Source organism: Pseudomonas sp. NUPR-002, from assembly GCF_056322725.1.
In genome coordinates, this window is the sequence record NZ_CM150476.1 from 6,271,112 (window position 1) to 6,295,969 (window position 24,858).

General features: G+C 58.3%; 22 protein-coding genes. 3 read left to right on the forward strand and 19 right to left on the reverse strand.

The genetic code is table 11. The features are described from left to right. Nucleotides 1–30 precede the first annotated feature (30 nt). Nucleotides 31–453 carry a glycine zipper domain-containing protein gene (locus ACVWSC_RS28955; RefSeq protein WP_442111032.1) on the reverse strand — a complete coding sequence of 141 codons (423 nt, stop codon included), beginning with the start codon at nt 451–453 and terminating at the stop codon, nt 31–33. 334 nt (nt 454–787) lie between these two features. Between ACVWSC_RS28955 and ACVWSC_RS28960 the strand changes: the two genes are divergently transcribed. Both ACVWSC_RS28960 and ACVWSC_RS28965 read left to right on the forward strand, forming a co-directional pair. Then, complete coding sequence (locus ACVWSC_RS28960; RefSeq protein WP_442111034.1) at nt 788–1,129, forward strand: DUF5713 family protein; 342 nt, start codon at nt 788–790, stop codon at nt 1,127–1,129. Between the two features lie 163 nt (nt 1,130–1,292). Next, nucleotides 1,293–3,266, forward strand: coding sequence for a BCCT family transporter (locus tag ACVWSC_RS28965; protein ID WP_442111036.1), 1,974 nt, complete (start codon nt 1,293–1,295; stop codon nt 3,264–3,266). 52 nt (nt 3,267–3,318) lie between these two features. Here ACVWSC_RS28965 and ACVWSC_RS28970 read toward each other — a convergent pair whose 3' ends face one another. The 4 genes from ACVWSC_RS28970 to katG all read right to left on the reverse strand — a co-directional run bounded on the left by ACVWSC_RS28970 (nt 3,319) and on the right by katG (nt 9,836). Then, nucleotides 3,319–5,274, reverse strand: a complete 1,956-nt coding sequence (locus ACVWSC_RS28970; RefSeq protein ID WP_442111038.1) for a TonB-dependent receptor domain-containing protein — start codon at nt 5,272–5,274, stop codon at nt 3,319–3,321. A gap of 86 nt (nt 5,275–5,360) precedes the next feature. After that, nucleotides 5,361–6,698 (reverse strand): histidine kinase sensor domain-containing protein, encoded by a 1,338-nt coding sequence (locus ACVWSC_RS28975; protein WP_442111040.1) that lies wholly within the window; start codon nt 6,696–6,698, stop codon nt 5,361–5,363. After that, nucleotides 6,695–7,393, reverse strand: a complete 699-nt coding sequence (locus tag ACVWSC_RS28980; RefSeq protein WP_442111041.1) for a response regulator transcription factor — start codon at nt 7,391–7,393, stop codon at nt 6,695–6,697. The genes ACVWSC_RS28975 and ACVWSC_RS28980 overlap by 4 nt, the downstream gene beginning before the upstream one ends. Before the next feature lie 208 nt (nt 7,394–7,601). Next, nucleotides 7,602–9,836 carry a catalase/peroxidase HPI gene (gene katG / locus ACVWSC_RS28985; RefSeq protein ID WP_442111043.1) on the reverse strand — a complete coding sequence of 745 codons (2,235 nt, stop codon included), beginning with the start codon at nt 9,834–9,836 and terminating at the stop codon, nt 7,602–7,604. A gap of 208 nt (nt 9,837–10,044) precedes the next feature. Between katG and ACVWSC_RS28990 the strand changes: the two genes are divergently transcribed. Further along, the gene (locus tag ACVWSC_RS28990) at nt 10,045–11,130 is read left to right on the forward strand and encodes a LysR substrate-binding domain-containing protein (RefSeq protein ID WP_442111045.1); all 1,086 of its coding nucleotides are present in this window, start codon (nt 10,045–10,047) and stop codon (nt 11,128–11,130) included. Nucleotides 11,131–11,534: 404 nt separating this feature from the next. Here the strand turns inward: ACVWSC_RS28990 and glmS are convergent, their stop codons facing one another. The 14 genes from glmS to ACVWSC_RS29060 all read right to left on the reverse strand — a co-directional run bounded on the left by glmS (nt 11,535) and on the right by ACVWSC_RS29060 (nt 24,842). After that, the gene (gene glmS, locus ACVWSC_RS28995; RefSeq protein WP_442111047.1) at nt 11,535–13,370 is read right to left on the reverse strand and encodes a glutamine--fructose-6-phosphate transaminase (isomerizing); all 1,836 of its coding nucleotides are present in this window, start codon (nt 13,368–13,370) and stop codon (nt 11,535–11,537) included. After that, on the reverse strand, nt 13,370–14,149 hold the full coding sequence (locus ACVWSC_RS29000; RefSeq protein ID WP_442111049.1) for a DeoR/GlpR family DNA-binding transcription regulator: 780 nt from the start codon (nt 14,147–14,149) through the stop codon (nt 13,370–13,372). Before ACVWSC_RS29000 ends, glmS begins: the two co-directional genes overlap by 1 nt. 263 nt (nt 14,150–14,412) lie before the next feature. Continuing rightward, complete coding sequence (gene glmU / locus ACVWSC_RS29005; RefSeq protein WP_442111051.1) at nt 14,413–15,780, reverse strand: bifunctional UDP-N-acetylglucosamine diphosphorylase/glucosamine-1-phosphate N-acetyltransferase GlmU; 1,368 nt, start codon at nt 15,778–15,780, stop codon at nt 14,413–14,415. A gap of 123 nt (nt 15,781–15,903) precedes the next feature. After that, nucleotides 15,904–16,323, reverse strand: a complete 420-nt coding sequence (locus ACVWSC_RS29010) for a F0F1 ATP synthase subunit epsilon (RefSeq protein WP_442111053.1) — start codon at nt 16,321–16,323, stop codon at nt 15,904–15,906. 44 nt (nt 16,324–16,367) lie between these two features. Continuing rightward, nucleotides 16,368–17,744 carry a F0F1 ATP synthase subunit beta gene (gene atpD / locus ACVWSC_RS29015; RefSeq protein WP_442111055.1) on the reverse strand — a complete coding sequence of 459 codons (1,377 nt, stop codon included), beginning with the start codon at nt 17,742–17,744 and terminating at the stop codon, nt 16,368–16,370. A gap of 27 nt (nt 17,745–17,771) precedes the next feature. After that, the gene (atpG, locus tag ACVWSC_RS29020; RefSeq protein ID WP_038616133.1) at nt 17,772–18,632 is read right to left on the reverse strand and encodes a F0F1 ATP synthase subunit gamma; all 861 of its coding nucleotides are present in this window, start codon (nt 18,630–18,632) and stop codon (nt 17,772–17,774) included. A 50-nt stretch (nt 18,633–18,682) separates the two neighbouring features. Next, nucleotides 18,683–20,227 (reverse strand): F0F1 ATP synthase subunit alpha, encoded by a 1,545-nt coding sequence (gene atpA / locus ACVWSC_RS29025; protein ID WP_442111057.1) that lies wholly within the window; start codon nt 20,225–20,227, stop codon nt 18,683–18,685. A 21-nt stretch (nt 20,228–20,248) separates the two neighbouring features. Beyond that, entirely contained in the window at nt 20,249–20,785 is a 537-nt protein-coding gene (locus ACVWSC_RS29030; RefSeq protein ID WP_442111059.1) for a F0F1 ATP synthase subunit delta, read from the reverse strand. A 12-nt stretch (nt 20,786–20,797) separates the two neighbouring features. After that, nucleotides 20,798–21,268 (reverse strand): F0F1 ATP synthase subunit B, encoded by a 471-nt coding sequence (locus ACVWSC_RS29035; RefSeq protein WP_028942553.1) that lies wholly within the window; start codon nt 21,266–21,268, stop codon nt 20,798–20,800. A 57-nt stretch (nt 21,269–21,325) separates the two neighbouring features. After that, a complete protein-coding gene (gene atpE, locus ACVWSC_RS29040; protein ID WP_003097235.1) occupies nt 21,326–21,583 on the reverse strand; it encodes a F0F1 ATP synthase subunit C in 258 nt (85 codons plus the stop codon). 142 nt (nt 21,584–21,725) lie between these two features. After that, on the reverse strand, nt 21,726–22,595 hold the full coding sequence (gene atpB, locus ACVWSC_RS29045; protein WP_010222723.1) for a F0F1 ATP synthase subunit A: 870 nt from the start codon (nt 22,593–22,595) through the stop codon (nt 21,726–21,728). A gap of 16 nt (nt 22,596–22,611) precedes the next feature. After that, entirely contained in the window at nt 22,612–23,019 is a 408-nt protein-coding gene (locus ACVWSC_RS29050; RefSeq protein ID WP_403041528.1) for a F0F1 ATP synthase subunit I, read from the reverse strand. Between the two features lie 149 nt (nt 23,020–23,168). Beyond that, on the reverse strand, nt 23,169–24,041 hold the full coding sequence (locus ACVWSC_RS29055; protein WP_442111062.1) for a ParB/RepB/Spo0J family partition protein: 873 nt from the start codon (nt 24,039–24,041) through the stop codon (nt 23,169–23,171). A gap of 9 nt (nt 24,042–24,050) precedes the next feature. Beyond that, complete coding sequence (locus tag ACVWSC_RS29060) at nt 24,051–24,842, reverse strand: ParA family protein (protein ID WP_128322013.1); 792 nt, start codon at nt 24,840–24,842, stop codon at nt 24,051–24,053. Between the last annotated feature and the right edge of the window lie 16 nt (nt 24,843–24,858).

The following is a 24,858-nucleotide window of genomic DNA, read 5'->3' on the forward strand; positions in this document are numbered from 1 at the left end:
GCAAAGGCGTGACTGCCTGATGCAAGCAGATCAATGACCGTGTTTGTGCTTATGTTTGTGCTTGTGATTCGATTTGTGGCCATCGTGATGGTCGTTGTCATCGGCCAGGCTATTGCCAATTGCACTGCCCGCAGCACCGCCTAGTCCGGCACCTACTGTGCCCCCGGTAGTACCGCCTACGCTACGCCCCACCACCTGACCACTGGCTGCACCCAAGCCACCGCCAATGGCCGCTTCGGTTTTTTTGCCATCCTTCGCGCTCACCGCGCCACCCGCTGCTCCGCCAACGCCGGCGCCGATCGCAGCGCCAGTGCTGCCACCAACGGCCTGACCAACCACACTGCCCAAGGCACCGCCAAGGCCGCCACCAATGGCAGTCGACGCCGTTTCGCCAGCGAGTGCACCCTGTGATACCAGGAGGGTGCAGGCCAGCGTAATGAATAGTTTCTTCATGCTCAAATCCTCAAACTGTATACAATTATTAATACTGACAAATGTGAAAGGAGCGAGCAAGTTCCATATTTATCCTCATAGACTCAAGTCAATATTCAAAACTTAAATTCCGACCATTCATCGGAACTATTCCGCAATAAATACTAGCCAAAGAATAATTATCTTTATTTACGAACAATTATAAATTTGATAATCAAACTGGTTAATGACTTGTGGGGTAACACACAAAATTCTGTCCTATGCCGCATGCGGCGCCCGCATCGATTCTATGACCCGTGTTGCACTCGGTCGCTGAAACCGCCAACCTGCAGGCTTCCCCTACCAAGGAGCAGGTATGCAACTGAGCAATGAAAGCATGGCCAATCACACCTTCCTCAAAGAGATGTATGAGGACAGCTATTTTCCCGATGCCGTCGTCAAGCAGTGCGAGGAAGTACTGATCACACTGTGTCGTGAGATTGAACAGGGTAAACCTGCCAGTCTGAGTGCGCTCTACGAATTGAGCCATGCCGCCACTGAGCGGATCAACGCGCTGGAAGAGGCGTTCGAAGCGCATGGCAGTGAAATCGAAACGACCGCTCGTGAAGCCCTTGCCGATGACTTCGCACGTATCGCGCGCGCCTATGGCTTTGCAGATGCTGACGTCGAAGAGCTGATTGCTCCGCGCCATTGGTAACCAGACCCGCCGTTGTGCGTGGTTTACCAGAACCGTTGAAAAGCAGGTTCCTTTCCTGCGAGCACAGACGCCTGGGCAACCAGGCTTTTGCCTGGCTGCTAGTCTTGGCAGAGGTCGCCGTGCCTTGGCGCTGTGTTCATCGACTTAAAGGAGAACTGACGTTATGAATACAGCCCCCAAACCCAGGAGCACGCTCAATCCCCCGGTCTTCTACAGCAGCGCGATACTCATCTTTCTTTTGGTGCTGTATGCCACTGCATTCCAAGAGCACGCTCAGGCGCTGTTCGAGCACGTTCAACAGTGGATCATCACCAACGCCAGCTGGTTCTACATTCTTTCCGTAGCCTTGGTGTTGATCAGCGTGGTGTTCCTGGCGGTCAGCCGCTACGGGGACATCAAGCTAGGCCCTGATCACAGCGAGCCTGATTATCCAAAGAGCAGCTGGTTCGCCATGCTGTTTTCGGCCGGCATGGGCATCGGCCTGATGTTCTTCGGGGTGGCCGAACCGGTCATGCATTTCACAGCTCCCCCCGTAGGCGACCCCGGAACAGTGGCCGCCGCACGCGAAGCGATGAAGATCACGTTTTTCCACTGGGGCCTGCATGCTTGGGCGATCTACGCGATCGTTGCCTTGATCCTGGCCTATTTCAGCTTCCGCAACGGTTTGCCACTGACCTTGCGTTCTGCGCTCTATCCTCTGATCGGTGAACGCATCTACGGGCCTATCGGGCATGCCGTGGATGTATTTGCCATCCTCGGCACGGTGTTTGGGGTGGCGACCTCGCTGGGCTATGGCGTACTGCAGATCAACAGCGGTTTTCACCATGTATTCGGCTTGCCGGTCAATGCAACGGTGCAAGTGGCCCTGATTGCCGCCACCTGCGCGCTGGCGACGCTTTCGGTTGCCAGCGGCCTGGACAAGGGCATTCGCATCCTGTCCGAGATCAACTTGAGCCTGGCGGTGATTCTGATGCTGTTCGTCCTGCTGCTGGGACCTACGGTGTTCCTGCTGCAGACCTACATACAGAATACCGGCGCCTACCTCTCGGACATCGTTAACAAAACCTTCAACCTTTACGCTTACGAGCCTACCGATTGGATCGGCGGCTGGACCTTGCTCTATTGGGGCTGGTGGCTGTCCTGGTCGCCGTTTGTAGGCTTGTTCATTGCGCGCATTTCCCGGGGCCGCACCATCCGTGAATTTGTCTGCGGTGTGCTGTTTGTCCCAGCCGGTTTCACCTTGCTGTGGATGACCGTGTTTGGTGATTCGGCGATCCACATGATCCTCAACGACGGGGTAAAGGATCTGGCGGCGGTCGTCGAACAGGACAGCTCTCTGGCGCTGTTTGCCTTCCTTGAGCACTTCCCGTTCTCCAAAGTGATTTCGCTGATCGCGGTACTCATGGTGGTGGTGTTTTTTGTGACATCGGCCGATTCCGGTGCCCTGGTAGTCGATATGCTCGCCTCCTCCGAAGAAGGTCATTCGCCGTTGTGGCAGCGCATCTTTTGGTCGGTCAGCATAGGGGCCGTCGCGATCGCGCTGTTGCTGGCCAACGGCCTCAAGGCACTACAGACTGCGACCATTGCCAGCGCCTTACCCTTCGCGGCCATCCTGCTCATCGCCATCTGGGGCTTGTTCAAAGCCCTGAGCCTCGATGCCACCCGCCGCGGGCTGCGTAATCAGGCATTACCCGGCCCTCGGCACACGCGTAATCCACATGGTGGGTGGCAGCGCCGCCTACGCAATATCGCCATGATGCCGCGCCGCGCCCATGTAACGCGTTTTATCGCTGAGGTGGTGAAGCCAGCCTGTGAAGAAGTCGCGATCGAGCTGCGCAAGCTAGGGTACGACGTGACAGTCAATGAGCGTGAGGATGGGCGAGTGACGCTCGAACTTTCACACGCAGGTGAAGGGCGATTCCTGTACGAGGTGCGTCCTCGAGCGTTCAATACACCCAGCTTCGTCATTCGCGATACCGATGACAGTACCGATGCACGCAAGTATTTCCGTGCCGAAGTGCATTTGCGCGAAGGTGGTCAGGACTACGACATCATGGGATGGAGTCGCGACGATGTGATTGGCGACATATTGGACCAGTACGAACGTCACCTGCATTACCTGCATGTGGTGAGTTAACGTCGGTTCTGTCCTGCCTTGGTATCGGCCAAGGCGGGACAGCTTCGCCTCGTCAGATGCGCAGCGCCACGCCCAGGCGCAGTTCGCGGCCCGGATCGTAGGCACCGCGAATGCCCTCGTAACCCGAGATGTGTTCGAAGTCTTCGTTGCTCGCCTGGTCCAGGTACTGCTTGTCGAAGAGGTTCTTCAGGGTCAGGTTGAAGGTCAGCCGCTCGGGCAGGGCCTGCCACTCGGCATAGACGTCATGCACGCCATAACCGGGCTTATCCACAGTGCCGACACTGGTATGCAAGTTATCAACAGCCTCGACGAAGCGCCCTTGCCAGCCCACCGTCAGGTTTTCGGTTGCACGGTAGTCAGCAAAGGGAGTCCAGGTATCGCCGAAGCTGGCGCCCAGGCCATTGTGCTCGTACGCGTTGAGGCGCTCGCCATCGATGCGGGCATCGTTATGGTGATAGCCCATGCCGATGCTCAGCTTCTGCCAGTGGTAGGCGGTCTGCAGGATTACGCCCTTGCTCTTGAGGTCGCCAATATTCTCGTACAGCGCCGGTTTTGGCACCGCATCGGCAATCGCGTTCTCGATGCGAGTGACATAGGCCTTGGCGGAGAACTCCCAGCCCTGGTGGCGGTAGTCGAAACCCGCCTCGGTGGTCTGGGCCTTTTCCGGTTCCAGGTCGCTGGCGTTGCGCGCGGTATCGAGCTTGAACGCATCACGCACCTGCATACCGCGCAGGGCGCGAGAGTGGCCGGCGAACAGCGCCAGTTCCGGGGTCAGCTCGTAGCGCAGACTGAGGTTTGGGCTGACGCCGTCATCGCGGAAGTTCTGCCCGTCGCGGTCGTCGAGCTCATAGAGATCGTAACGCAGGCCCGCGCCCAGCAGCAGGCGCGAGGTGACTTGATAGCTGTCCTGCAGATAGAGGCCGGTGACGCTGCCGTCTTCGTCATCCAGCTCACGATTGCCCGCAGGGCCAAGGGTGCCACGATCTTCGCGGTAGTCCACGCCATAGGTCAGCGAATGCGCGCCGAGGTGGCTGGTGTTGCGCAGGTCCATGCCGGTGCTGCGGGTGTTACCGAAGTAGAGGCCGAAGCGCGCGTCCTGTTGCAGTTCGTTCTCGGTGTGGAACGTGGTCAGCTCGAGGTCAACCAGCTCGTTATCCACAGGCTGGAAGGCATAGTTCAGGGTCCAGGTCTCGCGCTCGCTCTTCATCGGGTAAAGGCGGTTGAAGTTGCTGGGAATCCATTGCGGGCGCTGGCTGCGTTCACCTTCGTCGGTACGCTGTTCGTAGGAAAGGCGCAGGGTTTGCTCCTCGGTCAGCTTGCCCACCAACTTGGCGAAGCCGAGCTTCTGCCGGGCTGCGGTACCCAGGACGTCGTCGTTGTTGCCGTCTTCGTAATCGTTCTGGTCCTGGTAACTGGCCACGGCCAGGGCCGACCAGTCCGGGCTGAAGCGGCCGAACAGGCTGGTGCTGGCCTTGTAGCCTTCGCCATTGCTGAAGTAGCCGCTCTTGACCAGGGCGCCGAAATCTTCACCTTCGCGCAGCAAATCGTCCGGATCTTTGGTGACAAAGCGGATGGCGCCGCCCAAGGCGCCGGCCCCCGACGTTGCGTCACCGGTACCGGCCCGGGTGTCGACGCGCTTGAGCAACTCGGGCTCGACGCCGATGCGGCCATTGTGGTGAAAGGTTTGCCCCGGCTGAGTGGCACCATCGATGGTGATATTCAGCTGGGTATCTTCCAGACCACGCATGTAGAGCTTCTGGGCGATACCGGGACCACCGCTGACGTTGATTTCCGGGCTGGACTCGAAAACGTCCTCCAGGTCATTGGCCTGAAGCTTCTCCAGTTGCTGTGCCTCGACATGCTCGGTGCGCTGCAGCAGCTTTGCAGACACCTCGCTGACCTCCAGCTCCAGCGGCTTCTTGGCAGTTTCCGCCTGGGCTGCGCTGGCCAGAAGACCACCGAAAGTCATGGCGCCGAGCAGGGAAAGAGGATGGGGACAACGGAGCATGGTGGTTCCTCGGGTAAAGATGAAAATACTTCGCATTTGCAAATTTTCATCTACCCCACGCTGCCGCGAAATGATTTTTACAACTGTTACGAACTCGGCTGACGGGGCAGCAGGAGTTCCATGAGCAGCCCCCCGCCTGCTTGGTTGCGCGCAGAGATGCAACCGCCAGTGGCATGCATCTGGCGCTGGGCCAGGGCCAGGCCAAGGCCGAAGCCCTTGCGCTCACCCGGGGCGCGGAAAAACGGCTGGAAAATACGCTCTAGCCATTCCTCCGGCACGCCCGGCCCTTGGTCACTCACCTGCAAGCGGTAGTCCGCCCCTTCGGTATCAAGGCGCACCCGCACCCGGCCACCCGCTGGCGTGTGGTCCAGTGCGTTGCGTACGACGTTCTCGATGGCTTGGCCCAGGGCCCGATGACTACTGCCCGTCAGCGGCGCTTCTTCCGGCAGCTCGGCAACTATCTCGCGGTCGGGGTACTCGAAACGGGCATCGTCGAGGATGCTGTCGAGCAGTTCGGTCAGGTCCAGGGTCTCGTCGCGTAACTGCGGCCGTTCGTTTTCCAGCCAACTCAAGGTCAGGGCATCCTCCACCAGTCGGCGCATGTCGTCGCAGTCGTCGTGGATTCGTTCGAGCAACGGGCCACGCATGCCCTCCTGCTCGGCCAGGCTCACTGCCATTTCGATACGCGTCAGCGGCGTACGCAGTTCGTGCGACATGTCTGCCAGGCGTTGGCGCTGGTCGATGATCAGTTGGCCGGTGCGCTCGGCCATGGCGTCGAAGGTATCGGCCAGGCTGGCCAGTTCATCGTTGCGCGAACCGAGCAGTGAACGCACGCGTACATCAAAGCGCCCCTCGCTGAACTGTCGGGTCGCCTGCTCCAGGCGACGCAGGGGCTGCATCAGGTGGCGGTAGAGCACCAGGCTGACGATCAGCAGCACCACCAGCGGCACGCCCAACTGCAACCCCAGGCGCGCGTAATGCCAGTAGAGACCGGGCCGCATGCGCTGCGGCAAGACGATCAGCAGGTGAGTACGACCGTCGGCGAATGGCAGGTCCATGATCGGGTTTTCCGGGAAGTACAGGTGGATCTTCCAGGACACATCGCGGCCGAGGCTAAAGGTATCCACGAAGCGCTCCGACAGCTCGCTGCCCGCCAGTGGGCGTACCTCCGACTCCACGACCGCCGCCCAAGTCTGCTCCTGCTCCTGCAGGGTCTTCAGCCAGCGGCCCAGGGCTTCGTGGTCGTTGCCGAGGTACAGCGCCTCTGCCTGAGCGCCATAGTGGCGCAGGGTTTGCTGATGTTCGGGGTCGATGAAACTCATGCTTTCTTCGGTCTGCCAGGCCAGGCGCGCGATCACCTTGACCAACACGATCCCGCCCACCGCCAGCACGATGGCAAGTTTCCAGAACAGGCGACGGTTCATGGGAAGACGTAGCCCCGTCCGTGCAGGGTCTGCAGGCGATCGGCGCCCAGCCCGGCCTCCACCATGCGTCGGCGAATCCGGCTGACGTGCATGTCCAGGCTGCGGTCATAGCTGCTGTACTCACGCTCCAGCGCTACGCGGTAGAGATAGGGCTTGCTCAGGGCCTCGCCGCGATTGGCCACCATCAGCCAGAGCAAGCGGAACTGCAGAGGGGTCAGGGCCAGATCGCGCTCGCCGACGCGGGCCTGCTGGGCATGGCGGTCGAGGTGCAGTGCGTCCACCTGCAACTGCTGCGGCTGCCGGGTGCGCGCAGCGTCCTGGGGACGGCTGCGCCGCAGCACGGCGTCGATGCGCAGTTGCAGCTCGGTGAGGTTGAAGGGTTTTGACAGGTAGTCATCGGCACCGTGACGCAGGCCGCGAATGCGTTCCTCCTCTGCCCCACAGGCGGTGAGCATGATCACCGGCGTCTGCTGCTGCTCGCGCAGGCGTCGCAGTACTGAGAAGCCACTGATATCCGGCAGCATCACATCCAGCAGGACCAGGTCTGGTTGCCCGGCGATCGCCAATTCCAACCCCTCCTCACCGCGCTGGCTGACGCAAACGGCATAGCCTTGCCCACGCAGCAACTCGCCAAGCTGGCGACTTAGGGTGAAGTCGTCTTCGATGATGAGAATGCGGGCCAGGTGGGTGGTCATGCTATCGATTCCTTCGATCCGAGAAGCAAAAGATAACAATTCTCAAGTAGATTGAAGAAGTTCGCCAGCCCTAGATGTTGGACGGTGCTGATTAGTGGAGGAGAAACAGAACGTAGGAGGCTGTCGAAGAAGGGAGCCTTAAAGGCTCCCTTCTCGCGGCGACATTAGCCAGCAAGGACGCGGCTATGCAGGTAGCTGACCCGCTCGATCAGAGATCGAAACGGTCGAGGTTCATGACCTTGGTCCACGCTTTGGCGAAGTCCTTGACGAACTTTTCCTTGGCATCGCTTGCGGCGTAGAACTCGGAGACCGCACGCAGCTCCGAGTTGGAGCCAAATACCAGGTCGACTGGCGTGGCTGACCATTTGACCTCGCCCGTCTTGCGGTCGCGACCTTCATACAAGCCATCGGTAGCGGACTTCGACCAGACCGTCGACATGTCCATCAGGTTGACGAAGAAGTCGTTCGACAATGTGCCCGGACGCGTCGTGAGCACGCCATTTTTACTGCCGTCGGTATTCGCCCCCAGCGCCCGCATGCCACCGACAAGCACAGTCATTTCCGGTGCAGAGAGGGTCAACAAGCTGGCCTTGTCGACCAGCATTTCGGTCGGTGAGAGGCGAGCGTCGGTGCTGTAGTAGTTACGGAAGCCATCCGCCTTGGGTTCCAGCACCGCGAAGGATGTGACATCGGTCTTGTCCTGGGTAGTGTCCATACGGCCCAGGGTGACCGGGACTTTAACGTTGTAACCCCCCTGCTTCGCGGCAGACTCAACCGCAGCAGAACCCGAGATCACAATCACGTCAGCAAGCGAGACCTTCTTGCCGCCTTTGAGGCTGCTGTTGAAGTCCTTCTGGATCGCTTCCAGCTGGGTGAGTACTTTGCTCAGTTCGGCCGGGTTGTTGGCGTCCCAGTCTTTCTGCGGGGCAAGACGCACACGTGCACCGTTGGCGCCTCCGCGCATGTCGGAACCTCGGAACGAAGCTGCCGAGGCCCAGGCGGTACGCACCAGCTCGCCAGTACTGAGGCCCGAAGCGAGTACCTTGGCCTTGAGTGCTTCGACATCTTTGGTGTCGATCAGCTTATGGTCCAGCACCGGGATCGGGTCTTGCCAGATCAGCTCTTCCTTGGGTACATCGGCCCCTAGGTAGTGGGTGCGCGGACCAAGGTCACGGTGAGTCAGCTTGAACCAAGCCTTGGCGAAGGCCAGTTCGAATTCCTTGGGGTTGTCCAGGAAGCGACGCGCAACTTTCTCGTAAGCGGGGTCGAAACGCAGCGCAAGGTCAGTGGTGAACATGATCGGCGCATGGCGCTTGTCTTTGACGTGTGCGTCGGGAACCATGACCGCAGCAGACGGATCGGACGGAATCCACTGGATTGCACCGGCCGGGCTCTTGGTCTGAACCCATGTCCAGCCGAACAGGTTGGCCAGATACTGATTGGTGAAACTCGCCGGGCTTGAAGTCCACGCACCTTCCAGGCCACTGGTGATGGTGTCTTCGGCGTTTCCTTTACCGCAGGTGTTTTTCCAGCCCAGGCCTTGTTGCTCGGTAGGCGCGCTGGCAGGATCTGCGCCCAGGCAGCCTTCAGGCTTGTGCGCACCGTGCGCCTTGCCGAAGGTGTGGCCACCGGCGATCAGCGCAACGGTTTCTTCGTCGTTCATGCCCATGCGCGCGAACGTGTCGCGAATGTCCTTGGCGGCAGCCAGCGGATCGGGCTTGCCATTCGGACCTTCCGGGTTCACGTAGATCAGCCCCATTTGCACGGCCGCCAGTGGCTTTTTCAGCTCACGCTTGCCATGGTAGCGCTCATCACCGAGCCAGGTGCTTTCAGGGCCCCAATAGACCAGATCAGGCTCCCAGTCATCTGCACGACCGCCGCCAAAGCCGTAGGTTTTCATCCCCATCGATTCCATCGCCACAGTACCCGCCAGCACCATCAGGTCGCCCCAGGAAATGCTCGCACCGTACTTTTCTTTCACAGGCCACAACAAGCGCCGGGCTTTATCGAGGCTGACGTTATCAGGCCAGTTGTTGAGCGGATCAAAACGCTGCTGACCACCGTCGGAACCCCCACGGCCGTCCATCGTGCGGTAGGTACCGGCGCTGTGCCAGGCCATACGGATAAAGAACGGGCCATAGTTGCCATAGTCCGCTGGCCACCAGTCTTGCGACTGGGTCAAGGTTGCTTCGATGTCCTTTTTCACCGCACTCAAGTCAAGGCTGTTGAACGCCTTGGCATAGTTGAAATCGGCGTCGGCAGGGCTGGAGGCCGGGTTGTGCTGTCGCAACAAGGAAAGATCCAGGCGATTGGGCCACCAGTCCTTGTTAGTCATCTGTTCGTGTTTACCAGCCATCGAGGCGGCGCCCGTGTTATCGGCGTAAACAGTGGGTGAAAAGGCAACTATCAGGGCGATCGCCAAGGGCAGCTGTTTCATGCGCATAGGGGCTTGGTCCTTGTAAGTGTGTAAACCAGGCCAATCAATGACTTGGTTTGGAAACGGGTACCAAACCTTAAGTGCGCCCCGGAAAACGAACAATTGAGGTTCTAAAAGGGGCCGATTGAGAACCTGACTGACGCCAATTCGAGAATTGCATCTAAGGTGACGCGGTGAGTGGCCAGCCGGTGTCTACTGCTTTGAATTTATTTCAATGCAGGTCATGCGTTTTTTTAATTTCACTGTCTTGACCCTGTTTGCCAGCCTTGCCGCTCACATTGAAACCCGTGCGCGCTTTTTCAAGGATGTATTGATGACCTTACGCGAACTCCGCTATCTCGTTGCATTGGCGGAGCACCGTCACTTCGGCCGGGCCGCCGACGCCTGCCATGTCACTCAATCGACGTTGTCCACTCAATTGCGCAAGCTGGAGAACTACCTTGGCCAAGTATTAGTGGACCGTCAGGCCAAGCAATTCACCCTCACGCCCAGTGGAGAGCAGATCGTCGAGCGCGCGCGACATATGCTTGCCGAAGCCGACACCATTCTTGCCCTGACCCGTGCGCGCCGTGAGCCGCTGGAAGGCATTCTTACCCTGGGCATCATCCCGACCTTGGCGCCCTATTACTTGCCGCATCTATTGGAGGCCGTAGAAGCCGCGCATCCAAAGTTGCAGTTGGTGATACAGGAGAGCTTTACCGCTGACTTGTGCGAGCGGCTCAACGATCAGTCCATCGACAGTGCATTGCTGGCACTCCCCCGGCCGCTTTATCAGACGATGTCGCGCTCTGCAGAGTGTCTGCGATGCGAAGCGGCGGTACAGGGTGGGCCGAGACTGCTCGATCCTGAAGCTTATGATGAGCGTGTGCTGTTCGATGAACCGTTTTGGGCCGCACTGCCGTTGGGGCATGAACTTGGCGCCAGCACTGATGTGGCGGTCGAAACACTGAGCGATCTGAAGTTGTTGCTACTTACCGATGGCCATTGTCTGCGCGGCCAGGCGCTGCAAGCATGTGGCATGAGTGAAGTTCAGGCAGGCGATTCGGCGGACTGCCGGGCCACTAGCCTGGAAACCCTGCAACATCTGGTCGCCGCTGGTCGTGGATGTACGTTGCTGCCCGCCTTGGCGGCCATCAATGCCGACAGCACACGATTGACCATAAAGCCGCTGCGTGGTGATGAACATCGGCGCATCGGGCTGGTATGGCGTCGAACACATCCGCGCGCGCACGAGTTCGATTTGTTGGCGACGACACTCAAGCGCACCGCCCCCGTCGGAACCAAAGCCTGGCAGCTTTGAAGTTTCCGCAGCGCTCCCTTGCCATATTTATTTTAAAATCCAACTCCAATAACTCTGCATTAATTGCTCTTAACCAACTTTGTATTTTTTATTTGCTGCCTCCCAGACAATAACTTCACCTGTAAAATAAAAACCACAGCAATAGCACATCACCACAACTTTAATAAGTTGTAGATGCCACTATTTCAACATGATCAATTTCGTATGTAGTTATGTATTTGGTCATGCCTCACCTTTTTGTACTCATGCAATACATCTGTCATTGCACTGTCGAGAAACCGGGGGAAGGCGATCTGTCGGAGAAGGGAGCCGAGGGAGTGGCTCCCTTCCTGCTTCGACAGTTTTTCTTGCTAGCGACAGTTTTTATTGTCTAAAACCACATCGTCGCTCACGCGTTGTGGTCGTTACTCCACCGTCACCGATTTCGCCAGGTTACGCGGCTGGTCAACGTCGGTGCCCTTGAGCACGGCCACGTAGTACGACAGCAGTTGCAGCGGAATGGTGTAAAGGATCGGTGCGAGGGCATCGATGATGTGTGGCACGGCAATCACGTGAGTACCTTCGCCATTGCTCATGCCAGCCGCCTGGTCGGCGAAAACGATCAGTTGACCGCCACGGGCACGCACTTCCTGCAGGTTGGACTTGAGTTTCTCCAGCAGTTCGTTGTTCGGCGCCACGGTCACCACTGGCATATCGTTATCCACCAGCGCCAGCGGGCCGTGCTTGAGCTCACCAGCTGGATAGGCTTCAGCGTGGATATAGGAAATTTCCTTGAGCTTCAGGGCACCTTCCATTGCTACCGGGAACTGCGCGCCACGGCCAAGGAACAGGGTGTGGTGCTTGTCGGCGAACAGTTCGGCGGTTTTCTCGACGGTGGCGTCCATGGCCAGGGCTTCACCCAGGCGGGTCGGCAGGCGGCGCAGTTCTTCGACCAGTTCGGCCTCAACACCAGCTTTCAAGGTGCCACGTACCTGGCCCAGGGACAGGGTCAGCAGCATCAGAGAAACCAGCTGGGTGGTGAACGCTTTGGTCGAAGCCACACCGATTTCCGGGCCAGCCTGGGTCAGCAGGGTCAGGTCCGATTCACGCACCAGCGAGCTGATGCCAACGTTGCAGATTGCCAGGCTGCCGAGGAAGCCCAGTTCCTTGGCGTTGCGCAGTGCTGCCAGGGTGTCAGCGGTTTCACCCGACTGAGAAATGGAGACGAACAGGGTGTCTGGCTGCACCACCACTTTGCGGTAGCGGAACTCGCTGGCGACTTCTACCTGGCACGGGATGCCGGCCAGCTCTTCGAGCCAGTAACGCGCAACCATACCGGCGTGATAGCTGGTACCGCAGGCGACGATCTGCACATTGCGGACTTTGGCGAACAGCTCGGCCGCTTGTGGACCGAACGCCTGGACCATGACGTGATCCTTGCCCAGACGCCCTTCCAGGGTGCGTTGAACTACGGTCGGTTGCTCGTGGATCTCTTTGAGCATGAAGTGGCGGTAGGTGCCCTTGTCGGCAGCCTCTGCGCCTTCGTGATACTGCACGGTTTCACGCTGCACCTGTTGGCCGGCCTGGTTCCAGATGGTGACCTGGTTGCGGCGGATTTCGGCGATGTCGCCTTCTTCCAGGTACATGAAACGGTCGGTCACCTGACGCAGGGCCAGTTGGTCGGAAGCGAGGAAGTTCTCGCCATGCCCCAAACCAATCACCAGCGGGCTGCCGCTGCGGGCGGCCAGCAGGCGGTCAGGCTGATGCACGCTGATCACCGCCAGGCCGTAGGCACCGTGCAGTTGCTTGACCGCAGCTTTCAGAGCGTCGGCCAGGTCCGGAACGGTTTTCAGGGTGTGGTGCAGCAGGTGGACGATAACTTCAGTGTCCGTCTCGGAACTGAACACGTAGCCCAGGCCCTTGAGCTGTTCGCGCAGTTCTTCGTGGTTCTCGATGATGCCGTTGTGTACTACAGCCAGCTCGTGGCCAGAGAAATGCGGGTGGGCATTGTGCTCGGTCGGCGCGCCGTGGGTGGCCCAACGGGTATGGGCGATGCCCAGCTGGCCGGCCAGCGGGTCGGCGTCGACAGCGGCTTGCAGTTCGCTCACCTTACCAATACGGCGGCGGCGTTCCAAGGTGCCTTGCTGGGTGTAAACCGCCAGGCCTGCGCTGTCATAACCACGGTATTCCAGGCGCTTGAGGCCTTCGATCAGGATGGAGGTGATATTACGTTCGGCAATGGCGCCAACGATTCCACACATTAGTTATGCTCCTTGGAGAGTGCGGCACAAATCACATGGACGCCGCGGGCTTCAATTTGTTCGCGCGCCTCAGTGGGCAAGCGCTCATCAGTAATCAGGGTATTGACGCTGCCCCACGGCAGTTCGAGGTTCGGGATTTTTCGCCCGACCTTGTCGGACTCGACCATCACGATCACTTCACGGGCCACTTCCGCCATGACCCGGCTCAAGCCGAGCAGTTCGTTGAAGGTGGTGGTGCCCCGGGCCAGGTCGATGCCATCGGCGCCGATAAACAACTGGTCGAAATCATAAGAGCGTAATACTTGCTCAGCGACCTGCCCCTGGAACGATTCGGAATGCGGGTCCCAGGTGCCGCCGGTCATCAACAGCACAGGCTCGTGTTCGAGCTCGCTCAGGGCCCGGGCCACGTTCAGCGAGTTGGTCATCACCACCAGACCTGGCTGGTGGCCAAGCTCAGGAATCATCGACGCCGTGGTGCTGCCACTGTCGATGATGATGCGTGCATGTTCACGAATGCGTCCGACCGCAGCCTTGGCGATTGCCTGCTTATAGAGCGAGATCGGTTGGCTCTGCTCGGCAATCAGCTCTTGCGGCATGGTCACCGCGCCGCCGTAGCGACGCAGCAGCAGGCCGTTGGCTTCAAGCGCTGCGAGGTCCTTGCGGATGGTCACTTCGGAGGTTTCGAAACGTTTGGCTAACGCATCAACGCTCACCTCACCCTGTTCAGAGAGCAAGGCCAGGATGTTGTGACGGCGCTGTGGGGTGTTTCGTTTCGACATAGCGTCTTTAAGTTTCGATTCGAAAGTTAGTGGTTGCAATCAAAACCTAAAGCTTTCGAGGCGTCAAGGGGGCGGGGGAAAAATTCCGATGGGGTGTGTTGTCCACAGGCCAAAGTGGGAGCGGGCTTGCCCCGCGAGGCGACGTGGCAGATGGACAGCTATCGCGGGGCAAGCCCGCTCCTACAGGGGGATTTTGTCCACAGGCATGAAAAAGGCCGACTTATGCACAATCCAGTCGGCCTTTGTTGTCAGCTGTGTATAACTCAGCTTTTCTTGATCTTCTCTGGCCGCTTCCAGCCATCGATGTTGCGCTGGCGTGCACGACCAACGGCCAGCTGGCCGGCTTCGACAGTTTGGGTGATGGTCGAACCAGCTGCTGTGGTGGCGCCGTCAAGGATATCCACAGGCGCAACCAGCGAGTTGTTCGAACCAATGAACACATCCTCACCCAGGGTGGTCTTGAACTTGTTCGCGCCATCATAGTTGCAGGTGATGGTACCGGCACCAATGTTGGTACGCGCGCCTACCTCGGCGTCGCCCAGGTAGCTCAAGTGACCGGCCTTGGCGCCTTCACCCAGGTGGGCGTTTTTCAGTTCGACAAAGTTACCCACATGGGCACGCGCTTCCAGTACGCTGCCAGGACGCAGGCGGGCAAATGGGCCAGCGTCGCTGCCTTCACCCATGATCGCGCCTTCCAGATGGCTGTTGGCTTTGACCACAGCGCCCTTACGCAGGGTGGTGTTCTTGATCACGCAGTTCGGGCCGATGACCACGTCGTCTTCGATGACTACACGGCCTTCAAGAATGACGTTGATGTCGATGAGCACGTCGCGACCGACCGTCACCTCTCCTCGCACGTCGAAACGTGCTGGGTCACGCAGGGTAACGCCCTGTGCCATCAAGCGGCGTGCTTCACGCAGTTGGTAGTGACGCTCAAGCTCAGACAGCTGACGACGGTCGTTGGCGCCCTGCACTTCCATGGGGTCATGCGGCTGCTCGGTGGCGACCACCAGGCCATCGGCGACCGCCATGGCAATCACGTCGGTCAGGTAGTACTCACCCTGGGCGTTGTTGTTCGACAGGCGTCCCAACCACTCAGCCAGGCGTACACCCGGAACCGCGAGAATACCGGTGTTGCCTTCCTTGATAGCTTTTTGCGCGTCGTTGGCATCTTTATGCTCAACGATCGCGGCTACCTGCCCTTGTGCATCACGGACGATGCGACCGTAGCCCGTCGGGTCGTCCAGCGTCACGGTCAGCAGGCCGAGCTGCGTCGGGGTGACCTTGGCCAGCAAACGCTGGAGGGTCTCGACTTCAATCAGCGGTACATCACCATAGAGGATCAGCACAGTTTCTGCGCTCAAGGCCGGCAGCGCCTGGGCCACGGCATGGCCGGTACCCAATTGTTGGTCTTGCAGCACAAAGTTCAGATCATCAGCCGCCAGACGCTCACGCACCAGCTCAGCACCGTGTCCGATTACCACATGGATTCCCTGTGGCTGGAGCTGTCGGGCGCTGTGGATAACATGGCCAAGCATGGAATTGCCGGCAACCGGATGCAGTACCTTAGGCAGCGCGGAGCGCATGCGGGTACCTTGGCCGGCGGCAAGAATAACGATATCGAGAGACATTGACGGGCTACCAATCCTAGAAGGCCAGTGATGTGACCAGAATATGAAACGCAGAAAAAGAAAAAGGGTAGCCGAGGCTACCCTTTAACTCAATCGCAACGGAAGTAAACGGCCGGGGCCAGATTACTTGCCTTTGCGCATTTGCTGGACGGTGCGCAGCTGAGCTGCGGCTTCGGCCAGTCGTGCAGCGGCGGCACTGTAGTCGAAATCCGCGCTCTTTTCGTGCAGGGCACTCTCAGCAGCCTTAACGGCATCCTGAGCCTGAGCTTCGTCCAGGTCGGCAGCACGTTGCACGGTATCGGCAAGCACCTTGACCATGTTCGGCTGGACCTCGAGGAAACCACCAGAGATGTAGAACACCTCTTGGGCGCCACCCTGCTTGGTCAGCGTGATAGGACCTGGCTTGAGATTAGTAATCAGCGGCGCGTGGCCTGGAGCGATACCAAGATCACCCAGGTTACCGTGCGCAACTACCATCTCGACCAGGCCGGAGAAAATCTCTCCTTCCGCGCTGACGATATCGCAATGGACTGTCATAGCCATCTGCTTGCCTCAACCTGATTAGCGCCCCTTGCGGGGCGCCGGGATTACAGTTTCTTGGCTTTCTCGACCGCTTCTTCGATGCTGCCGACCATGTAGAACGCTTGTTCTGGCAGGTGGTCGTAGTCACCTTTGAGGATGCCGCTGAAGCCAGCAATGGTGTCTTTCAGGGAAACGTATTTACCTGGGGAACCAGTGAAGACTTCTGCCACGAAGAACGGCTGGGACAGGAAGCGCTGGATCTTACGAGCACGGGACACCAGCTGCTTGTCGGCTTCGGACAGTTCGTCCATACCCAGAATAGCAATGATGTCCTTCAGCTCTTTGTAGCGCTGCAGTACGTACTGAACGCCACGAGCGGTGTCGTAGTGTTCGTTGCCGATGACGTTCGGGTCCAGCTGGCGCGAAGTCGAGTCCAGTGGATCGACCGCTGGGTAGATACCCAGGGAGGCGATGTCACGGGACAGTACGACGGTGGCGTCCAAGTGGGCGAAGGTGGTCGCTGGCGACGGGTCAGTCAGGTCGTCCGCAGGTACGTATACGGCCTGGATCGAGGTGATCGAACCTTCTTTGGTCGAAGTGATACGCTCTTGCAGAACGCCCATCTCTTCAGCCAGAGTCGGCTGGTAACCTACTGCCGAAGGCATACGGCCCAGCAGTGCGGATACTTCGGTACCGGCCAGGGTGTAACGATAGATGTTGTCGACGAACAGCAGAACGTCGTTACCTTCGTCACGGAACTTCTCAGCCATGGTCAGGCCGGTCAGCGCTACGCGCAGACGGTTTCCTGGTGGCTCGTTCATTTGGCCGTATACCAGAGCAACCTTGTCCAGTACGTTGGAATCCTTCATCTCGTGGTAGAAGTCGTTACCCTCACGAGTACGCTCACCCACACCGGCGAACACGGAATAACCGCTGTGCTCGATGGCGATGTTACGGATCAGTTCCATCATGTTTACGGTTTTGCCTACACCGGCACCACCGAACAGACCAACTTTACCACCCTTGGCAAACGGGCAAACCAGGTCGATAACCTTGATGCCGGTTTCCAGCAGGTCGTTGCCGCCTGCCTGGTCAGCGAAGGAAGGCGCGTCACGGTGGATGCCCCAACGCTCTTCTTCACCGATCGGGCCGGCTTCGTCGATTGGGTTACCCAGGACGTCCATGATACGGCCCAGGGTCGCTTTACCGACTGGTACCGAGATCGCTGCGCCAGTGTCGTTTACGTCCAGGCCACGTTTCAGGCCTTCGGTGGAACCCATCGCAATGGTACGAACCACGCCGTCGCCCAGCTGCTGCTGAACTTCCAGGGTGGTTTCCGCGCCGACTACTTTCAGCGCGTTATAGACACTCGGTACGCTGTCACGTGGAAATTCCACGTCGATGACGGCGCCGATGATTTGAACGATACGTCCGCTACTCATAGCTGGATCCTCTGAATATTTGAACCGTTAAACCGCGGCAGCGCCGCCGACGATTTCCGAGATCTCTTGGGTGATCGCAGCCTGACGCGCCTTGTTGTAGATCAGCTGCAATTCGCTGATCAAATCACCGGCGTTGTCGGTGGCGTTCTTCATCGCGATCATCCGGGCAGCTTGTTCAGCTGCGTTGTTCTCGACCACCGCCTGGTAGACCTGCGACTCCACGTAACGCACCATCAGGCCGTCCAGCAGCTCTTTGGCGTCAGGTTCGTAGAGGTAGTCCCAGTGGTGCTTGAGTTCTTGATCCGGGGTTGCTACCAACGGAATCAACTGCTCGACCGTTGGCGTTTGCGTCATGGTATTGATGAACTTGTTCGATACCACGGACAGACGATCGATACGACCGTCCAGGTAAGCATCCAGCATCACTTTGACGCTGCCGATCAGATCGTTGATCGACGGCTCTTCGCCCAAGTGGCTGATTGCTGCAACGACGTTACCGCCGAAGCTGCGGAAAAACGCCGCACCCTTGCTACCAACCACGCAAAGATCGATCTCGATACCTTGCTCGCGATTGGCTGCCATGTCCTTGACCAGGGCCTTGAACAGGTTGGTGTTCAAGCCACCACACAGACCACGGTCACTGCTCACCACAACATAACCGGCGCGCTTTACAGGGCGATCGATCATGAACGGGTGGCGGTATTCCGGGTTGGCGTTGGCCAGATGACCAATAACCTGGCGGATACGCTCCGCATAAGGACGGCTAGCAGCCATGCGCATTTGAGCCTTGCGCATTTTGCTGACCGCCACTTTTTCCATGGCGCTGGTAATTTTTTGCGTGCTTTTGATGCTCGCAATCTTACTGCGAATCTCTTTTGCGCCTGCCATGTAACACCTATCAGGTTAGCAAGCGGGGGCTGCAAAGCCCCCGCTGCGGCTTACCAGGTTTGGGTGGCCTTGAACTTCTCGATACCGGCTTTGATGCCAGCGTCGATTTCGTCGTTGAAGTCACCCTTCACGTTGATCTTCGCCATCAGTTCGGCGTGATCACGGTTGAAGTAAGAGATCAGCGCTTGTTCGAAGCTGCCGATCTTGGCGATTTCAACGTCGGTCAGGAACCCACGCTCAGCGGCATACAGCGACAGCGCCATGTCCGCGATGGACATTGGAGCGTATTGCTTCTGCTTCATCAGCTCGGTAACACGTTGACCGTGCTCGAGTTGCTTACGGGTGGCTTCGTCCAGGTCAGAAGCGAACTGGGCGAATGCAGCCAGTTCACGGTACTGAGCCAGAGCGGTACGGATACCACCGGAGAGCTTCTTGATGATCTTGGTCTGAGCGGCACCACCCACACGGGATACCGAAACACCGGCGTTCACTGCAGGGCGGATGCCCGAGTTGAACATGGCCGATTCCAGGAAGATCTGACCGTCGGTGATGGAAATCACGTTGGTCGGAACGAACGCGGAAACGTCGCCAGCCTGGGTTTCGATGATCGGCAGTGCGGTCAGGGAACCGGTCTTGCCAGTTACAGCACCGTTGGTGAACTTCTCAACGTACTCTTCGGAAACGCGCGATGCACGCTCCAGCAGACGGGAGTGGAGATAGAACACGTCACCTGGGTACGCTTCACGTCCTGGTGGACGGCGCAGCAGCAGGGAGATCTGACGGTAGGCAACGGCCTGCTTGGACAGGTCATCGTATACGATCAGCGCGTCTTCACCGCGGTCACGGAAGAACTCGCCCATGGTGCAACCGGCGTATGGCGCCAGGAATTGCAGTGCGGCGGATTCCGAAGCACTGGCAACAACCACGATGGTGTTGGCCAGAGCGCCGTTTTCTTCCAGCTTGCGAACGATGTTGGCAACGGTGGAACGCTTTTGGCCGACAGCGACATAAACACAGAAAATACCGGAGTCTTTCTGGTTGATGATGGCGTCGATCGCCATAGCGGTCTTACCGATCTGACGGTCACCGATGATCAGCTCACGCTGGCCACGGCCGACAGGGATCATGGCGTCGACGGATTTGTAGCCAGTCTGTACAGGCTGGTCTACCGACTTACGCCAGATCACGCCCGGAGCAACTTTCTCGACCGCGTCGGTCTCGGTGTTGCCCAGTGGGCCTTTGCCGTCGATTGGGTTGCCCAGTGCGTCAACAACGCGACCCAGCAGTTCCTTACCAACTGGAACTTCGAGGATGCGGCCGGTGCACTTGGCGCTCATGCCTTCAGCGAGGGTGTCGTAAGCGCCCAGTACTACCGCACCAACGGAGTCTTGCTCCAGGTTGAGGGCCATACCGTAAACGCCGCCTGGAAATTCGATCATTTCGCCGTACATAACGTCGGCCAGACCGTAAATCCGCACGATGCCGTCAGAAACGCTGACGACAGTACCTTCGTTGCGAGCTTGAGAGGCTACATCGAGATTCTCGATGCGGCCCTTGATGATTTCACTAATTTCGGAAGGATTGAGTTGCTGCATTGCTCTGCTGCCCCTTCAAACTCAAGATTTCAATGCTTCGGCCAGTTTCGCGATTTTGCCGCGGACTGAGCCATCGATAACCAGGTCGCCGGCGCGGATTACGACGCCACCAATCAGGCTGGCATCCTCCGACACTTGCAGGCGCACTTCCCGGTCGAGCCGTGCACTGAGAACCTTGGCGAGTTTGTCTTGCTGTTCTTGGTTCAACGCAAAAGCACTGGTGACTTCCACGTCCACGGATTTCTCTTGTTCAGCCTTGTACAGCTCGAACAAAGCCGAAATCTCCGGCAACAGCAGGAGACGTTCGTTTTCCGCGGCAACTTGGATGAAACTCTTTGCCTGTACATCAAACTTGTCACCGCACACTTCAACAAAAGTGGCGGCCTTTTCTGCGCTCGTCAGTCGCGGGGCCTTGAGCAGGCGCTGCATGGTGTCGTCTTGCGACACCGCAGCAGCCAGGCCGAGCATGGCTGACCAATTGGCCAGTTGCTGATGGGCCTGGGCATGCTCAAAGGCAGCCTTAGCGTAAGGTCGGGCCAACGTGGTCAGTTCTGCCATGATCGCCCTCGCTTAAATTTCAGCGGCCAGTTTGTTAACCAGCTCCGCATGCGCGTTTTGATCGATTGTGGCGCCAAGGATCTTTTCAGCACCGCCAACGGCCAGGCTACCCACTTGGGCGCGCAGCGCGTCTTTGACGCTGTTAATTTCCTGTTCGATCTCGGCCTGAGCCTGAGCCTTCACACGGTCAGCTTCGACGCGGGCCTGATCACGGGCTTCCTCGACGATCTGAGCACCGCGCTTCTTGGCTTGCTCAATGATTTCGGCTGCCTGAGCTTTCGCTTCGCGCAGTTGCTGACCCGCTTTATCTTGGGCCAACTCCAGGTCGCGAGCTGCTCGGTTGGCAGCGTCCAGTCCATCCGCGATCTTCTTCTGACGTTCTTGCAATGCCGCGATGACCGGAGGCCACACGAACTTCATGCAGAACAGCACAAAAATGAAGAACGCAACGGACTGACCAATCAGGGTTGCATTAATGTTCACGCCAACACCTCGCTCGTTCTTTGTCCATCACACCAAACCACTCGAGAATTCGAGTGATTAGCCGGCGATTTGACCAACGAAAGGATTAGCGAAGGTGAAGAACAGAGCGATACCAACACCGATCATGGTTACGGCGTCGAGCAGACCGGCAACAATGAACATTTTAACTTGCAGCATTGGAACCATCTCTGGCTGGCGAGCAGCGCCTTCCAGGAACTTGCCGCCCAGCAGGCCGAAACCAATGGCGGTACCCAGAGCACCCAGGCCGATCAGCAGAGCAACAGCGATAGCGGTAAGACCAACTACAGTTTCCATCTTTCCTCCCGACTTTTACGTCGTATTGGTTAGGTTTTTAGTTTGAAGCGGTAAAACAAAATCGTTTTTTACAGCTGCCCTTGCGGACGATTTCGACCCTCCCCACAACCGGCAGAAGGGTCATCAGACACGCCAGGCGGTCTTAATGGTTATCTTCGTGAGCCATCGACAGGTAGACGATGGTAAGCATCATGAAGATGAACGCTTGCAGGGTGATGATCAGGATGTGGAACACAGCCCACGCCCATTGCAGCACCACACCCAGGCCGCTCAGCCACAGCAGGCCGCTGCCGAACATCACAGCGATCAGGATGAACACCAGCTCGCCGGCATACATGTTGCCGAACAGACGCAGGGCCAGCGAGATCGGCTTGGCGATCAGGGTGACGAATTCAAGCAGGAAGTTGACCGGAATCAGCAGGATCTGAACGAAAATGTTCTTGCTGCCGAACGGGTGCAGGGTCAGTTCGCCGAGGAAGCCGCCGATACCCTTGACCTTGATGCTGTAGAAAATGATCAGGGCGAACACGCTGAAGGCCATGGCCAGGGTCGCGTTCGGGTCGGTGGTCGATACGGCACGGAACGGAATGTGCGGATCACCGGAGATCAGGATGGCCAGCTGAGGAATCCAGTCGACCGGGATCAGGTCGATGGCGTTCATCAGGAAGACCCAGACGAAAATGGTCAGCGCCAGTGGGGCGATCACCGGGCTGCGACCGTGGAAGCTGTCCTTGACGCTGCCGTCAACGAACTCAACCAGCACTTCAACGAAGTTCTGCAGGCCGCCAGGCTGGCCGGAAGTCGCCTTCTTGGCTGCCATGCGGAACAGGAATACGAAAAGCAGACCCAGTGCGACCGACCAACCCAGGGTATCCAGGTGGAAAGCCCAGAAGCCCATTGCTTTGGCTTCTGCTGCGGAATGGGCAAAGCCCCAACCGCCGTCTGGTAGTTGACCGAAGGTCAGGTTCTGCAAGTGGTGCTGGATATAGCCCGAAGCGGTTTCTGCTGCCATGGTTGCCTCAAACGCCCTAAGGTCTCGAAAGTCTTATATTCATCAGCAGGGGCGCGAACCAGCTGACCAACTGGGTCAGCAGAAAGACACCGAAGACTGCTAACGGCGCCAATGGCTTCACTCCTGCAAACGTCAGTGCAAACAGCACTGCCGTCAAAATCAATTTGCCTGCTTCGCCAGCGTAAAACGACTTGACGATAGCCTGCGCTGCCCTGGCTCCTGTGTAACGAAAAGCCTTCCAGGCGAAATACACATTTGGCAGCCAGGCAATCAACCCTCCGCAGAGTGCTGAATATCCACTGACCACCCCGTGCCACTGCCACAACGCCAAAGTTGCTAACAGAAACACGACACACTGAGCCAACAGTACCGGAAAAACCGCCCAGCGATGGAAAGGCAAGCGGTTTGGCGTGCGGGTTTCCATCACAACTGCTCCTCAAAAGTCGACCAACCAGTCAACTACGACTTGGCATAATTTGTGCCGACAAAATGCGCGCAGAGTATAGGGGCGGTTTAACCCCTATTCAACTGCTGGGTAGTGATTTCCGACTGCGCGCTACAAAAGGAATTGTTTCAGCGGATGTGAGCTAGCACACCTTGCAACTCATCTAAAGAGTTATATCGGATAACTAACTGACCTTTACCTTTGTTGCCGTGACGTATCTGTACTGCCGAGCCCAAACGCTCTGCCAGACGCTGTTCAAGGCGGGTAATGTCCGGATCAGGTTTGGCCGGTTCGACCGGCTCAGGCTTGCCATTGAGCCACTGACGAACCAGGGCTTCCGTCTGGCGCACCGTCAGACCACGTGCGACAACATGACGCGCCCCATCAACCTGCTGCTCTTCCGGCAAACCAAGCAGTGCACGGGCGTGACCCATTTCCAGGTCGCCATGTGCCAGCATGGTCTTGATCACGTCCGGCAGCGAAATGAGGCGCAACAGGTTGGCCACGGTGACCCGTGACTTACCCACCGCATCCGCCACCTGCTGCTGAGTGAGCTGGAACTCCACCTGCAGGCGCTGCAGGGCGATGGCCTCTTCCACCGGGTTAAGGTCTTCGCGCTGGATGTTCTCGATCAGGGCCATGGCAATGGCCGCTTCGTCGGGCACATCACGAACCATGGCCGGAATGGTTTCCATCCCGGCCTGCTGGCTGGCGCGCCAGCGGCGCTCACCGGCGATGATTTCATAGCGGTTTTCGCCAATCGGGCGCACCACGATCGGCTGCATGACGCCCTGGCTCTTGATCGAATGAGCCAGCTCTTCCAGCGCTTGCGGGTCCATGTCCCGACGAGGCTGGTACTTGCCGCGCTCGATCAGGTCGAGCGGCAGATGTTGCAGTTCTTTCTGGTCGACCTTTACAGCCTGCTCTTCGAGCGCGCTGACGGTAGGACCACTGAGCAGTGCATCCAACCCACGTCCGAGACCCCGTTTCTTAACGGCCATGCGGATTCCTTAAGTTGTTTGTGCAGTGCGTGATGGACGGCGCTGACGACGTACCAGTTCCCCAGCCAGGGCCAGGTAAGCCAGTGCGCCACGCGATTGCTTGTCATACGCCAGGGCTGGCATACCGAAACTCGGCGCCTCGGCCAGGCGAATGTTGCGCGGGATCACCGTGTCGTACAGCTGGTCACCGAAGTGCTCCTTGAGCTGCGCAGACACGTCGTTGATCAGGCTCAAGCGCGGGTCGTACATGGTCCGCAGCAGGCCTTCGACCTTCAACTGCGGGTTCAGGCGTTCGCCAATGCGCTTGATGTTATCCACAAGGTCACTCAAGCCTTCCAGAGCAAAGTATTCACATTGCATCGGAATGATCACGCCATCGGCGGCAACCAGGGCATTGAGGGTCAGCATCGACAGCGACGGCGGGCAGTCGATCAGGATGTAATCGTAACTTTCCCGGATCGGTGCCAGCGCCGTGCGCAGACGGCTTTCCTTCATCTGCATTTCCAGCAGCACCACTTCCGCAGCGGTCAGGTCGCGGTTGGCTGGCAGCAGTTGATAACCACCGTGCTCGGAGACGTGCATGGCCTGAGTCAGGTCGCACTCCCCGATCAACAGGTCGTAGACCGAATGTTCCAGGACGTGTTTATCCACACCGCTACCCATGGTGGCGTTGCCCTGTGGATCGAGATCGATCAGCAACACGCGGCGCTTGGTCGCGACCAGCGATGCTGCGAGGTTGATACAGGTGGTGGTCTTGCCCACACCACCTTTCTGGTTCGCGATAGCGAATACCTTAGCCATTCTTGCTTGTGTTCCC